Here is a 12,911-nt window from a genome sequence, read left to right on the forward strand (position 1 = left end):
TCTGCGTAGTTTTTGGGAACCGATAGTGTCAAAGGCAACCGAACAGAACGACAAGCTTAAGCGAGCGATAATCGTCTCCGCAGTACTGCACGTTATTCTTTTTGCAGCGCTGATCTGGAGTTCGTTCGACGAGCACATTGATGCATCAGCTGGCGGCGGTGGGGGGTCTTCCATCGATGCCGTCATGGTGGATCCCGGTGCGGTAGTGCAGAACTATAATCGTCAGCAGCAGCAGCAGGCGAGCGCAAAACGTGCTGAAGAGCAGCGTGAAAAACAGGCGCAACAGCAAGCGGAAGAACTGCGTGAAAAGCAGGCCGCGGAGCAGGAGCGTCTGAAGCAGCTTGAGAAAGAGCGTTTGCAGGCGCAGGACGCGGCGAAAGAGCAGGCTGAGCAGCAGAAACAGGCTGAAGCCGCAGCGAAGAAAGCGCAAGAACAGCAGAAACAGGCGGAGGAGGCTGCGGCCAAAGCCGCTGCGGATGCGAAAGCACAGGCAGATGCGCAGGCTAAATTAGCCGCAGACGCTGCGAAGAAAGCCGCTGCTGACGCTCAGAAGAAAGCTGAAGCGGAAGCCGCGAAGAAAGCCGCTGCCGATGCTCAGAAGAAAGCTGAAGCGGAAGCCGCGAAGAAAGCCGCTGCTGATGCTCAGAAGAAAGCCGAAGCGGAAGCCGCGAAGAAAGCCGCTCAGGAAGCAGAGAAGAAAGCTGCTGCCGAGGCGGCGAAGAAAGCGGCTGCTGCCGAGAAAGCCGCAGCTGAAAAAGCGGCCGCCGCAGAAAAAGCCGCAGCCGATAAAAAAGCTGCAGCCGCGAAGGCCGCTGCCGATAAGAAAGCAGCCGCCGAAAAAGCCGCTGCGAAAAAGGCTGCTGCCGCTGAAAAAGCTGCCGCTGCTGCAGGCGTTGACGATCTGCTGGGCGATCTCAGTTCAGGTAAGAATGCACCGAAAACGGGTGGCGGAGCGAAAGGAAACAACGCAGCGCCGTCTGGAAGTGGTAACACTAAGAGTAACGGTGCATCAGGCGCTGAAATCAACGGTTATGCCGCGCAGATTAAATCCGCTATCGAAAGCCGATTTTATGATGCGTCTTCCTACACCGGTAAAACGTGTACGCTGCGTATAAAACTGGCGCCGGATGGGATGCTGCTCGATATTCAGTCTGAAGGTGGCGATCCAGCCTTATGTACTGCTGCACTGGCTGCAGCGCGTCAGGCGAAGATGCCAAAACCGCCTTCTCAGGCCGTGTATGAAGTCTTTAAAAATGCGCCACTGGACTTCAAACCTTAAGTTACATTTTCCCCGTGCAAACGGGGGAAAATAGACCAGGTTTAGTCACAGGGTTCAGGTAGTTTTGTCTATTTGAGTTTGTTAACATTCTGCTAAATTATCGTGGGTAAGGTTACCCAGATAAGGGAGATATGATGAAGCAGGCATTACGTGTAGCATTTAGTTTTTTAATGCTGTGGGCAGCTGTGCTGCATGCAGAAGTACGTATCGAGATCACCCAGGGGGTGGACTCGGCGCGCCCAATCGGCGTTGTTCCGTTCCAGTGGGCTGGCCCGGGTGCGGCGCCTGAAGACATCGGCGGCATTGTAGCCGCTGACCTGCGTAACAGCGGCAAATTCAACCCATTAGATCGTTCTCGCCTGCCACAGCAGCCGGGCACTGCGCAGGAAGTACAGCCTGCGGCGTGGTCTGCGCTGGGTATTGATGCGGTCGTGGTCGGTCAGGTAACGCCTGCCCCAGACGGTGGCTACAACGTGGCTTATCAGCTGGTCGATACCGGCGGTGCGCCAGGTACCGTTCTGGCTCAGAACACTTATAAAGTGAACAAGCAGTGGCTGCGCTATGCGGGCCACACCGCAAGTGACGAAGTGTTTGAGAAGCTGACCGGTATTAAAGGTGCATTCCGTACTCGTATCGCTTACGTCGTTCAGACCAACGGCGGTCAGTTCCCATATGAGCTGCGCGTTTCTGACTACGATGGCTACAACCAGTTCACCGTTCACCGTTCTCCACAGCCGCTGATGTCTCCGGCGTGGTCTCCTGACGGTTCCAAACTGGCCTACGTAACCTTCGAAAGCGGTCGTTCTGCGCTGGTGATCCAGACGCTGTCTAACGGTGCCGTGCGTCAGGTTGCGTCGTTCCCACGTCACAACGGTGCGCCTGCGTTCTCTCCGGATGGCTCAAAACTGGCCTTTGCCCTGTCTAAAACCGGTAGCCTGAACCTGTACGTGATGGACATCGGTTCTGGTCAGATTCGTCAGGTGACGGATGGCCGTAGCAACAACACCGAACCAACCTGGTTCCCGGACAGCCAGAACCTGGCCTTCACGTCCGACCAGGCCGGTCGTCCACAAGTTTATAAAGTGAATATCAACGGCGGAGCGCCGCAGCGTATTACCTGGGAAGGTTCTCAGAACCAGGATGCTGACGTCAGTGCCGATGGTAAAACGATGGTAATGGTCAGTTCTGCGGGTGGTCAGCAGCACATTGCCAAACAAGATCTGGTAACGGGTGGCGTGCAAGTTCTCTCGTCAACGTTCCTGGATGAAACGCCAAGTCTGGCACCTAACGGCACGATGGTAATCTACAGCTCTTCTCAGGGGATGGGATCTGTGCTGAATCTGGTTTCTACAGATGGGCGTTTCAAAGCGCGTATTCCGGCAACTGATGGACAGGTAAAATCACCTGCCTGGTCGCCGTATCTGTAAATAATAATTAATTGATTACTAAAGGAATCTTAGAAATGCAACTGAACAAAGTGCTGAAGGGGCTGATGATCGCTCTGCCTGTAATGGCAATCGCAGCGTGTTCTTCTAACAAGAACGCAAGCAATGACCAGAGCGGTGAAGGCATGATGGGTGCCGGCACCGGTATGGACGCTAACGGCAATGGCAACATGTCTTCTGAAGAGCAAGCGCGTCTTCAGATGCAGCAGCTGCAGCAGAACAACATCGTTTACTTCGATCTGGATAAATACGACATCCGTTCTGATTTCGCTGCGATGCTGGATGCTCACGCTAACTTCCTGCGTAGCAACCCGTCTTACAAAGTCACCGTAGAAGGTCACGCGGACGAACGTGGTACTCCAGAGTACAACATCTCCCTGGGTGAACGTCGTGCTAACGCTGTTAAAATGTACCTGCAGGGTAAAGGCGTTTCTGCTGACCAGATCTCCATCGTTTCTTACGGTAAAGAAAAACCTGCAGTACTGGGTCACGACGAAGCGGCTTACTCCAAAAACCGTCGTGCCGTACTGGTTTACTAAGAGAATGGCATGAGCAGTAACTTCAGACATCATCTCATGAGTCTGTCGTTACTGGTTGGAATAGCGGCCCCCTGGGCCGCTTTTGCTCAGGCACCAATCAGTAGTGTCGGCTCAGGCTCGGTAGAAGACCGGGTCACTCAACTCGAGCGTATTTCTAACGCTCACAGTCAGCTTTTAACCCAACTCCAGCAGCAGCTTTCCGATAACCAAAATGATATTGACTCCCTTCGCGGCCAGATCCAGGAAAGCCAGTATCAGTTGAACCAGGTTGTGGAACGCCAGAAGCAGATCTTACTGCAGATGGATAGCCTGAGTAGCGGTGGTGCAGCAGCACAGCCTGCAGCGGGCGACCAAAGCGGTGCAGCAACAGCGACACCTGCTCCGACAGGAGATGCGTCAGCCTCTTCAGGCGCGCCTGTACAGAGCGGTGACGCGAATACTGACTACAACGCGGCTATCGCCCTGGTACAGGACAAATCTCGCCAGGACGACGCTATCGTTGCGTTTCAGAACTTCGTGAAAAAGTACCCTGATTCCACTTACCAGCCAAATGCGAACTACTGGCTCGGTCAGCTGAATTACAACAAGGGTAAAAAGGACGATGCGGCGTTTTATTTTGCCTCAGTGGTGAAAAATTACCCGAAATCGCCAAAAGCGCCGGATGCGATGTATAAGGTCGGCGTGATCATGCAGGACAAAGGTGACACTGCGAAGGCCAAAGCAGTGTATCAGCAGGTTGTCACAAAATTCCCGGGTACCGAAGGTGCCAAACAGGCGCAAAAACGTCTGAGTTCGATGGGATGATTATCGCATGACCAGAAATCGTGTTATTTCTGGTCGTGCCGCATGATTCGTAAGCAGTTAAGTGATCTTCATCGAAATTTTTGTTGCGCAGAATTCTTAAATCAGTAATATATGCCGCCGTTGCCACGGGATATCAAACAACGTGAAAACAGCGTAAAAGTGGGTCGTTAGCTCAGTTGGTAGAGCAGTTGACTTTTAATCAATTGGTCGCAGGTTCGAATCCTGCACGACCCACCACTTAACGCAAACCAGTAGTACAGAGTGGGTGATTAGCTCAGTTGGTAGAGCATCTCCTTTACACGGAGGGGGTCGGCGGTTCGAGCCCGTCATCACCCACCACTCGGGTCGTTAGCTCAGTTGGTAGAGCAGTTGACTTTTAATCAATTGGTCGCAGGTTCGAATCCTGCACGACCCACCAATTTTAATATCTTACTGAGATATTAAACGTGAAGGATAACGTTGCTTTAGCAACGGCCCGTAGGGCGAGGCGAAGCCGAGTCATCCTGCACGACCCACCACTTTCCGGTGGTACCGAGTAAAAATCTTCGAAGTCAGCACCCGAATGGGTCGTTAGCTCAGTTGGTAGAGCAGTTGACTTTTAATCAATTGGTCGCAGGTTCGAATCCTGCACGACCCACCACTTCGAAGAAAAAATCCCGCAAGGGGTCGTTAGCTCAGTTGGTAGAGCAGTTGACTTTTAATCAATTGGTCGCAGGTTCGAATCCTGCACGACCCACCAGTGTAGAAAGGCGCCCTAAAGGCGCCTTTTTGCTATCTGCAGATCCTGAGCCTAAAACACACTGCCTGATGGCGCTGCGCTTATCAGGCCTACGAACAAAGTAGGTCGGGTAAGGCGAAGCCGCCACCCGACAAATGCTATGTGTAGCTATAGCCGGTGACTTTTCGTCTCAAATTCGCTATCTTGTTTAGTATATAAAACACAATTGCCTACCGTTTTGCTATGTTGCGCAAAATAAAGGCAATATTGTTAAGCCAGTAAAACGAGAAGCCATAATGAGTGTGATGTTTGATCCCGAAGCCGCAATCTATCCGTTTCCGCCAAAGCCTGTCCCGCTGAGCCAGGATGAAAAGCAATTCTACCGCGAGAAGATCAAGCGTCTTCTCAAAGAACGAGATGCGGTGATGGTGGCCCATTACTACACCGACCCGGAAATCCAGCAGCTGGCGGAAGAGACCGGCGGGTGTATTTCTGATTCACTGGAGATGGCACGTTTCGGTGCAAAACATCCCGCTTCCACGTTGCTGGTCGCTGGCGTGCGCTTTATGGGTGAAACGGCAAAAATTCTCAGCCCGGAAAAAACTATTCTGATGCCGACGCTCAACGCAGAGTGTTCTCTCGATCTCGGCTGCCCTGTTGAGGAATTCACTGCGTTCTGCGATGCCCATCCTGACCGCACCGTGGTGGTCTATGCCAATACGTCTGCGGCGGTAAAAGCCCGCGCAGACTGGGTGGTGACCTCCAGCATCGCCGTTGAACTGATTGAACATCTGGATAGCCTGGGCGAGAAAATTATCTGGGCGCCTGACCGCCATCTCGGTAATTACGTTCAGAAGCAAACCGGCGCAGATGTTCTCTGCTGGCAGGGCGCATGTATCGTTCACGACGAATTTAAGACTCAGGCGCTGACGCGTATGAAGGCGCTGTACCCGGAAGCGGCCATTCTGGTGCATCCAGAGTCGCCTCAGTCGATTGTCGATATGGCCGATGCGGTTGGCTCAACCAGCCAGCTTATCAACGCGGCCAGGACGCTGCCTCACAAGCAGCTTATCGTGGCTACCGATCGCGGTATCTTTTACAAAATGCAGCAGGCGGTGCCGGAAAAAGAGCTACTCGAAGCGCCAACCGCAGGCGAGGGGGCAACGTGCCGCAGCTGTGCGCACTGCCCGTGGATGGCGATGAACGGCCTGAAAGCGATTGCCGAAGGGCTCGAGACGGGCGGGGCAGCGCATGAAATTCATGTTGATGCGGCGTTGCGTGAGGGTGCGTTAATTCCGCTTAACCGCATGCTGGATTTTGCGGCTACACTACGTACTTAACTTATTCAGAACCGAGGAAAAGATGGATTTTTTTAGCACGCAAAACATTTTGGTTCATATACCGATTGGTGCGGGTGGCTATGACCTGTCATGGATTGAAGCCGTTGGCACGCTGGCGGGGTTACTCTGTATTTGGCTGGCGAGCCTGGAGAAGATCAGCAATTACGCGTTCGGGCTGATTAACGTCACGCTGTTTGCGATTATCTTCTTCCAGATCCAGCTCTACGCCAGCCTGCTATTGCAGCTGTTTTTCTTTGCCGCCAATATTTACGGCTGGTACGCGTGGTCGCGTCAAAACAGCCAGCAGGAAGCCGAGCTGCAGATCCGCTGGCTGCCGCTGCCGAAAGCCATCGCCTGGCTTGTCGCCTGCGTGGCGGCCATTGGTTTGATGACCGTTTATATCAACCCGGTGTTTGCGTTTCTGACGCGCGTTGCCGTTTCGGTCATGTCCGGACTCGGTTTGAGTGTCACGATGCCTGAACTCCAGCCGGATGCCTTTCCGTTCTGGGATTCCTGCATGATGGTGCTGTCGATTGCGGCGATGATCCTGATGACCCGAAAATATGTCGAGAACTGGCTGCTGTGGGTCATCATCAACGTCATTAGCGTGGTGATTTTCGCGCTGCAGGGCGTCTATGCCATGTCGCTGGAATATCTGCTGCTAACCTTCATTGCCCTGAACGGCAGCCGTATGTGGATTAACAGCGCGCGTGAGCGAGGCTCTCGCGCGCTTTCCCACTAATGGTGATGATGTGAATGGCCGGACTGCGCCTCGTTCAGGTGGCAGTCTGGCCCGCTACAGGGCTGATACTCCATCTGGATCGTCGAATGGGCAATCTCATAGTGATGTTCCAGAAAATGCTGGATACGTTCGAGCAGCGCGTCGTGATCGTGGGGTGGGATCACCTGAACGTGCAGCGTCATCACCGGCTTTTCGCCGACCAGCCACACGTGAACGTGGTGGACATTTCGCACCTCCGGAATCGAGCGGCTCAGATTTCGTCTCAGCTCACCAATGTCAATTGACGTGGGGGCACCTTCCAGCAACTCATTGACGCTCTCTTTCAACAGCCGCCAGGCGCTGCGTAGCACCAGACAGGAGACGAGCACCGAAAGAATCGGGTCGATGGGTGTCCATCCCGTCCCGAGAATAATCAGCGCAGCCACAATCGCCCCAACGGAGCCGAGCAGATCCCCCAGAACATGTAATGCCGCGGCACGCACATTGAGATTCTTTTCCCCGCTGCCGCGATGCAAAATCCAGAACGCCAGAATATTGGCAATCAGGCCCGCTATTGCGATGACCATCATGGTGGTTCCGGCGACGGGCTGCGGGTGTCTGAAGCGCTGAACGGCTTCCCAGACGATAAGGATGGTTATCACCACTAGCGCAATCGCGTTAACGAAAGCGGCAAGCGTAGTGAGCCTGAGCCAGCCAAACGTGTGGCGAGCATTGGGTGGACGGCGTGAGAACTGGACGGCGAGCAGAGCAAACAGCAGGGCAGCCGCATCGGTAAGCATGTGTCCTGCATCTGCCAGCAGGGCCAGAGAACCTGAGATTATCCCCCCAATGACCTCGATAACCATAAATGTTGCCGTGACGCCAAACGCCAACAGCAGCCGTTTGGCATTCTCATCGCCGGAGGTGGGGGAAGGGGAGTGTGTGTGTGCCATGTCATCTTTCCTGATTTGTTATTATTTTTAGTGTAGCGTTTTTAAGAGCTTAAATAAAAAAGGAGAGCACGCGCTCTCCTTTATTCAGATTACTCAGCGTTACTGCGTGGTACCGTCAGTTTTGGTATCCGCATCACTGCCGACTTTATCATTTGGATCCGGACAGCGGCCGTCTTTACACATGGAGTTTTTGTGCACTTCATCTTTGGTCATGCCGTCGTGATTCATCGTGCCGGAATCCGTACCATTGGGATGTAGCATGGTGCCGCCGGTTTGGGTATTTCCGGAATTGATTTGGCTGTTATCGACATTATTTGGTGCGATGTTTTGTTTAGCATCAGGGGCGACCTGGCCAGCAGCGGCGGCTGCATTGGCATCGCCGTTGCTGTCTGATGAGCCCGTGTCAGCGGCCAGGACGCTACCGCTTGCCAGGGTGAGTGTGGCGGTCAGAAAGAGAGTTGCCAGTTTCGTCATTTTCATCATGCTGCTCCTGTTCTTGTCGTTACGCTGGATAACATTCTCCAACAGTGCATCTTGTTCAAAGGCGAAAGATACCAGCATACGGACTTACGTCAGTATGGAATCGTGTTTAATCACACAAAAATGGTTGTTACAGTTAAAAAGCTTAGGTTAGATCTCATTTTTCGCTATTTTGTGGCGATTTTTAGGCGAATTCCAGGAATTATCTGCGTGAAGTGTAAAAGCCCGTTTACACTTCCTGGCCGACAAGTTAGATTGAAAGCATTGCTTTCACTACTAAAGATATGGCAGAGCCGGAAAGAAGATGAATTATCAGAACGACGATTTACGCATTAAAGAGATCAATGAGTTATTACCTCCTGTAGCACTCCTTGAAAAATTCCCCGCCACTGAAAATGCTGCAAATACGGTGTCTCATGCCCGCAAAGCGATCCACAAGATCCTGAAAGGCAGTGACGATCGTCTTCTGGTGGTGATTGGCCCATGCTCTATTCACGACCCTGCGGCCGCGAAAGAGTATGCTGCCCGCTTGCTCACCCTGCGTGAAGAGCTGAAAGGCGAGCTGGAAATCGTGATGCGCGTCTATTTTGAAAAACCGCGCACCACCGTGGGCTGGAAAGGGCTGATTAACGATCCGCATATGGATAACAGCTTCCAGATCAACGACGGTCTGCGCATTGCCCGCAAGCTGCTGCTGGAAATCAACGACAGCGGCCTGCCTGCCGCGGGTGAGTTCCTGGACATGATTACGCCACAATACCTGGCAGACCTGATGAGCTGGGGCGCAATTGGTGCCCGCACCACGGAATCTCAGGTTCACCGCGAGCTGGCGTCCGGCCTCTCTTGTCCGGTTGGCTTTAAAAACGGCACTGACGGCACCATTAAGGTGGCTATCGACGCCATCAACGCAGCGGGCGCGCCACACTGCTTCCTCTCCGTGACCAAATGGGGTCATTCCGCCATCGTGAATACCAGCGGTAACGGCGACTGCCATATCATTCTGCGCGGCGGCAAAGAGCCAAACTACAGCGCAAAACATGTCGCGGAAGTGAAAGTCGGGCTGGAAAAAGCCGGACTGTCGCCGCAGGTGATGATCGACTTCAGCCACGCCAACTCCAGCAAGCAGTTTAAAAAGCAGATGGAAGTGGGGGCAGATGTTTGCCAGCAGATCGCCAGCGGTGAGAAAGCGGTGATCGGGGTGATGATTGAAAGCCATCTGGTTGAAGGTAACCAGAATCTGGAAGGCAGTGAACCGCTGGTTTACGGTAAGAGCGTCACTGATGCCTGTATTGGCTGGGACGATACCGATGCCATCCTGCGTCAGCTGGCGAATGCGGTAAAAGCGCGTCGCGGCTGAGTCCTCAGGCACAAATAAAAAAGCGCGGTAGGCTCCGCGCTTTTTTTATGCCTTGCGAAAATTACTTCGCTTTACCCTGATTCGCGACAGCCGCTGCTTTCGCTGCGATCTCATCCGCGTTACCCAGATAGTAATGTTTGATTGGTTTGAAGTTTTCGTCGAACTCATACACCAGCGGTACGCCAGTTGGGATGTTCAGCTCGAGGATTTCGTCTTCACCCATGTTGTCCAGGTATTTCACCAGCGCACGCAGGGAGTTACCGTGAGCGGCGATAATCACGCGCTCACCGCTTTTCAGGCGTGGCAGAATGGTTTCATTCCAGTAAGGCACAACGCGGTCGATGGTCAGCGCCAGGCTTTCAGTTTGTGGCAGTTCTGCGTCGGTCAGTTTTGCGTAACGTGGGTCGTGACCCGGGTAGCGCTCGTCATCTTTGGTCAGCTCAGGCGGGGTTACCGCGAAGCCGCGACGCCACTGTTTAACCTGCTCGTCGCCATATTTCTCAGCGGTTTCCGCTTTGTTCAGACCCTGCAGCGCACCGTAGTGACGCTCGTTCAGTTTCCAGGATTTCTCAACCGGCAGCCAGGCCTGATCCAGTTCGTCCAGCACGTTCCACAGGGTGTGGATGGCACGTTTCAGCACAGAGGTGTAAGCAAAATCAAAGGTGAAGCCTTCATCCTTCAGCAGTTTACCTGCCGCTTTGGCTTCGCTTACGCCTTTCTCAGACAGATCAACGTCGTACCAACCGGTGAAGCGGTTTTCGTTGTTCCACTGGCTTTCGCCGTGGCGCACCAGAACCAGCTTAGTTACAGCCATATCGTACTCCTCATAAGCTTTATTGAATGATAACAATTCTCATTATATTGCCGTGGACGTGCCAGCAGCAACGCTTAACCCTAACCATAGCGAAAATAGTCTCTGAGTGTAAGATGCTTGTGAATCCAGGGTTATGATTTTGTCTGCGATCGGCGGTATTTTCAGCAAGACGAGCAGAAAAAAGCCCTCGCTGTGAGGGCTGGCGTTTTTTGCCGGATGGCGCTTCGCTTATCCGGCCTACCCGTAGGCCTGTGCAAGCGTAGCGCCGCCGGGCATTAAGCGCGCGGAATGAAATGATACTCTGTGACGCTCACGTACTCTTCTCCGGGGCGCAGCACGCAGTCCGGCTGCGGCCATTCCGGATGATTCGGGCTGTCGGGCAAGAACTCGCTTTCCAGCGCCAGCCCTTGCCAGTCGCTGTACTCCTCGTGCTCGCGCGCCGTCGTGCCGCCGAGGTAGTTGCCTGAGTAGAACTGCAGGGCAGGGGCGGTGGTATAGACCGTCATCTGCAGTTTCTCATCCGCAGACCAGACCTGTGCGGCAGGTTGTTTCACATCACCTTTGGCCTGCAGCAGGAAAGCGTGGTCGTAACCTTTCACCTTGCGCTGATCGTCATCGCTCAGGAAATCCTGGGCGATCGTTTTCGCGCTGCGGAAGTCAAAGCTGGTCCCGCTCACGTCTTTGAGACCCTGATACGGAATGCCCATTTCTTCAACCGGCAGATATTCATTCGCCAGGATCTGTAGCCTGTGGTGACGCACGTCGCACTGGTTACCGTCCAGGTTGAAGTACGCATGGTTGGTCAGGTTGACCGGACACGGTTTGTCGACCGTTGCACGGTATTCAATGGCGATACGGTTGTCGTCGGTTAGCGTAAAGCGCGCGGAGGCGATAAGGTTCCCCGGGAAGCCCTGATCGCCATCAGGTGAATCCAGCGAGAACAGCACTTCCCCGTCGTTTTGCCGAACAATTTTCCAGCGGCGTTTATCAAACCCGTCCGGTCCGCCGTGCAGCTGGTTCTCACCCTGGCTTGGCAGCAGGGTGTACTGCACGCCGTCGAGTTCAAAACGGCTCTTCGCGATACGGTTAGCATAGCGCCCAACGGACGCGCCAAGATAGGCGGACTGATTAATATACTGCTCAGGCGAGGCGCAGCCGAGCAGAGTCTCGCGTACGCTGCCGTCCGGCATCGGTACGCGGGCAGAAAGAAGGGTGGCACCCCAGTCCATCAGCGTAACGACCATCCCCGTGCTGTTGCGCAGGGTTAACAGGCGATACGGCAGACCATCCGGTGCAAGGGTAGGTGTTTCGTTTAGCACTGTCCGGCTCCTTGTGATGCTTTACAAACATAGAAGGTTTCTTTGATACCCGTTTTTGCTTCGTACTGCTTCGCCACGGCGTCCTGTACGGCAGGGACCAGCTCTTCAGGCACCAGCGCAACGATGCAGCCGCCAAAACCGCCGCCCGTCATGCGCACGCCGCCTTTGTCGCCAATGGTGGCTTTGACGATGTCCACCAGGGTGTCGATCTGCGAAACGGTGATTTCAAAATCATCGCGCATGGAGGCGTGAGATTCCGCCATCAGCTCACCCATGCGTTTCAGATCGCCTTTCGCCAGTGCGGACGCGGCTTCAACGGTACGGGCATTTTCGGTCAGTACGTGACGAACGCGTTTGGCGACAACCGGATCCAGCTCGTGCGCCACTTTGTTAAATTCATTGAGCGTGACGTCGCGCAGGGCAGGCTGCTGGAAGAAGCGGGCGCCGGTTTCGCACTGTTCGCGGCGGGTGTTGTACTCGCTGCCCACCAGCGTGCGTTTGAAGTTGCTGTTGATAATCACCACGGCCGCGCCTTTTGGCAGGGGAACGGCTTTGGTGCCAAGCGTACGGCAGTCGATCAGCAGAGCGTGCTCTTTTTTGCCCAGCGCGGAGATCAACTGGTCCATGATGCCGCAGTTACAGCCCACGAACTGGTTTTCTGCTTCCTGACCGTTCAGGGCGATTTGCGCGCCATCCAGCGGCAGATGATAAAGCTGCTGGAACACGGTTCCCACGGCGACTTCCAGAGATGCAGAGGAGCTTAAGCCCGCACCCTGCGGCACGTTGCCGCTGATCACTAAATCCGCACCGCCAACGTTCTTGTTACGCTTCTGCAGATGCTTCACCACGCCGCGCACGTAATTAGACCATTGCTGGCTGTCGTGCGTCACAATCGGGGCATCGAGGGAAAATTCGTCCGTCTCATTACCGTAATCTGCCGCAATCACGCGGACTTTACGGTCGTCGCGCTTCGCGCAGCTGATGACGGTCTGGTAATCGATGGCGCACGGCAGCACGAAACCGTCGTTATAGTCGGTGTGTTCACCGATCAGGTTAACGCGGCCAGGCGCCTGGATAACGTGGGTGGCAGGGTAGCCAAATTTCTCAGCAAACAGGGATTGTGTTTTATCTTTCAGACTCAT

12 protein-coding genes and 5 tRNA genes are annotated in these 12,911 nt (G+C 54.1%); 12 read left to right on the forward strand and 5 right to left on the reverse strand.

Annotated features, from left to right (window positions below):
* The first annotated feature begins 25 nt into the window (after nucleotides 1-25).
* The 11 genes from tolA (at nucleotide 26) to pnuC (ending at nucleotide 6,867) form a co-directional block, all read left to right on the forward strand.
* Nucleotides 26-1,279 carry a cell envelope integrity protein TolA gene (gene tolA, locus ACOQH0_RS06735; RefSeq protein ID WP_100165268.1) on the forward strand — a complete coding sequence of 418 codons (1,254 nt, stop codon included), beginning with the start codon at nucleotides 26-28 and terminating at the stop codon, nucleotides 1,277-1,279.
* A gap of 134 nt (nucleotides 1,280-1,413) precedes the next feature.
* The gene (gene tolB / locus ACOQH0_RS06740; protein WP_089598921.1) at nucleotides 1,414-2,706 is read left to right on the forward strand and encodes a Tol-Pal system beta propeller repeat protein TolB; all 1,293 of its coding nucleotides are present in this window, start codon (nucleotides 1,414-1,416) and stop codon (nucleotides 2,704-2,706) included.
* A gap of 35 nt (nucleotides 2,707-2,741) precedes the next feature.
* The gene (gene pal / locus ACOQH0_RS06745) at nucleotides 2,742-3,263 is read left to right on the forward strand and encodes a peptidoglycan-associated lipoprotein Pal (protein ID WP_003858578.1); all 522 of its coding nucleotides are present in this window, start codon (nucleotides 2,742-2,744) and stop codon (nucleotides 3,261-3,263) included.
* Between the two features lie 9 nt (nucleotides 3,264-3,272).
* Nucleotides 3,273-4,067 (forward strand): cell division protein CpoB, encoded by a 795-nt coding sequence (gene cpoB / locus ACOQH0_RS06750; RefSeq protein ID WP_010428743.1) that lies wholly within the window; start codon nucleotides 3,273-3,275, stop codon nucleotides 4,065-4,067.
* 161 nt (nucleotides 4,068-4,228) lie between these two features.
* A tRNA-Lys gene (locus ACOQH0_RS06755) sits at nucleotides 4,229-4,304 on the forward strand.
* Between the two features lie 26 nt (nucleotides 4,305-4,330).
* Nucleotides 4,331-4,406 (forward strand) — tRNA-Val (locus ACOQH0_RS06760).
* A 3-nt stretch (nucleotides 4,407-4,409) separates the two neighbouring features.
* Nucleotides 4,410-4,485, forward strand: a tRNA-Lys gene (locus tag ACOQH0_RS06765).
* Nucleotides 4,486-4,631: 146 nt separating this feature from the next.
* Nucleotides 4,632-4,707, forward strand: a tRNA-Lys gene (locus ACOQH0_RS06770).
* A gap of 23 nt (nucleotides 4,708-4,730) precedes the next feature.
* A tRNA-Lys gene (locus ACOQH0_RS06775) sits at nucleotides 4,731-4,806 on the forward strand.
* Between the two features lie 275 nt (nucleotides 4,807-5,081).
* Nucleotides 5,082-6,125, forward strand: coding sequence for a quinolinate synthase NadA (nadA, locus tag ACOQH0_RS06780; RefSeq protein WP_109081185.1), 1,044 nt, complete (start codon nucleotides 5,082-5,084; stop codon nucleotides 6,123-6,125).
* Nucleotides 6,126-6,147: 22 nt separating this feature from the next.
* On the forward strand, nucleotides 6,148-6,867 hold the full coding sequence (pnuC, locus tag ACOQH0_RS06785) for a nicotinamide riboside transporter PnuC (protein ID WP_010428749.1): 720 nt from the start codon (nucleotides 6,148-6,150) through the stop codon (nucleotides 6,865-6,867).
* On the opposite strand, the gene zitB is transcribed toward pnuC, so the two are convergent.
* Both zitB and ACOQH0_RS06795 read right to left on the reverse strand, forming a co-directional pair.
* The gene (zitB, locus tag ACOQH0_RS06790) at nucleotides 6,864-7,799 is read right to left on the reverse strand and encodes a CDF family zinc transporter ZitB (RefSeq protein ID WP_100165265.1); all 936 of its coding nucleotides are present in this window, start codon (nucleotides 7,797-7,799) and stop codon (nucleotides 6,864-6,866) included. The genes pnuC and zitB overlap by 4 nt on opposite strands.
* A gap of 99 nt (nucleotides 7,800-7,898) precedes the next feature.
* Nucleotides 7,899-8,279 (reverse strand): YbgS-like family protein, encoded by a 381-nt coding sequence (locus ACOQH0_RS06795; RefSeq protein ID WP_029485008.1) that lies wholly within the window; start codon nucleotides 8,277-8,279, stop codon nucleotides 7,899-7,901.
* A 304-nt stretch (nucleotides 8,280-8,583) separates the two neighbouring features.
* Between ACOQH0_RS06795 and aroG the strand changes: the two genes are divergently transcribed.
* Nucleotides 8,584-9,636 (forward strand): 3-deoxy-7-phosphoheptulonate synthase AroG, encoded by a 1,053-nt coding sequence (gene aroG / locus ACOQH0_RS06800; protein WP_010428756.1) that lies wholly within the window; start codon nucleotides 8,584-8,586, stop codon nucleotides 9,634-9,636.
* A gap of 61 nt (nucleotides 9,637-9,697) precedes the next feature.
* Here the strand turns inward: aroG and gpmA are convergent, their stop codons facing one another.
* The 3 genes from gpmA to galK all read right to left on the reverse strand — a co-directional run bounded on the left by gpmA (nucleotide 9,698) and on the right by galK (nucleotide 12,911).
* Nucleotides 9,698-10,450 carry a 2,3-diphosphoglycerate-dependent phosphoglycerate mutase gene (gpmA, locus tag ACOQH0_RS06805; RefSeq protein WP_089598926.1) on the reverse strand — a complete coding sequence of 251 codons (753 nt, stop codon included), beginning with the start codon at nucleotides 10,448-10,450 and terminating at the stop codon, nucleotides 9,698-9,700.
* A gap of 275 nt (nucleotides 10,451-10,725) precedes the next feature.
* Nucleotides 10,726-11,769, reverse strand: a complete 1,044-nt coding sequence (galM, locus tag ACOQH0_RS06810; RefSeq protein WP_421511823.1) for a galactose-1-epimerase — start codon at nucleotides 11,767-11,769, stop codon at nucleotides 10,726-10,728.
* Nucleotides 11,763-12,911 carry a galactokinase gene (gene galK, locus ACOQH0_RS06815; RefSeq protein WP_421511824.1) on the reverse strand — a complete coding sequence of 383 codons (1,149 nt, stop codon included), beginning with the start codon at nucleotides 12,909-12,911 and terminating at the stop codon, nucleotides 11,763-11,765. The genes galM and galK overlap by 7 nt, the downstream gene beginning before the upstream one ends.

The organism is Enterobacter sp. JS8-1 (assembly GCF_049187015.1).
Taxonomy (GTDB): Bacteria; Pseudomonadota; Gammaproteobacteria; order Enterobacterales; family Enterobacteriaceae; genus Enterobacter; species Enterobacter mori.

Excerpts from the sequence above, each read along its gene's own strand:
- tolB (WP_089598921.1), top strand. The coding sequence starts at position 1,414 with ATGAAGCAGGCATTACGTGTAGCATTTAGTTTTTTAATGCTGTGGGCA.
- pal (WP_003858578.1), top strand. The coding sequence starts at position 2,742 with ATGCAACTGAACAAAGTGCTGAAGGGGCTGATGATCGCTCTGCCTGTA.
- cpoB (WP_010428743.1), top strand. The coding sequence starts at position 3,273 with ATGAGCAGTAACTTCAGACATCATCTCATGAGTCTGTCGTTACTGGTT.
- nadA (WP_109081185.1), top strand. The coding sequence starts at position 5,082 with ATGAGTGTGATGTTTGATCCCGAAGCCGCAATCTATCCGTTTCCGCCA.
- pnuC (WP_010428749.1), top strand. The coding sequence starts at position 6,148 with ATGGATTTTTTTAGCACGCAAAACATTTTGGTTCATATACCGATTGGT.
- zitB (WP_100165265.1), bottom strand. The coding sequence starts at position 7,799 with ATGGCACACACACACTCCCCTTCCCCCACCTCCGGCGATGAGAATGCC.
- ACOQH0_RS06795 (WP_029485008.1), bottom strand. The coding sequence starts at position 8,279 with ATGAAAATGACGAAACTGGCAACTCTCTTTCTGACCGCCACACTCACC.
- aroG (WP_010428756.1), top strand. The coding sequence starts at position 8,584 with ATGAATTATCAGAACGACGATTTACGCATTAAAGAGATCAATGAGTTA.
- gpmA (WP_089598926.1), bottom strand. The coding sequence starts at position 10,450 with ATGGCTGTAACTAAGCTGGTTCTGGTGCGCCACGGCGAAAGCCAGTGG.
- galK (WP_421511824.1), bottom strand. The coding sequence starts at position 12,911 with ATGAGTCTGAAAGATAAAACACAATCCCTGTTTGCTGAGAAATTTGGC.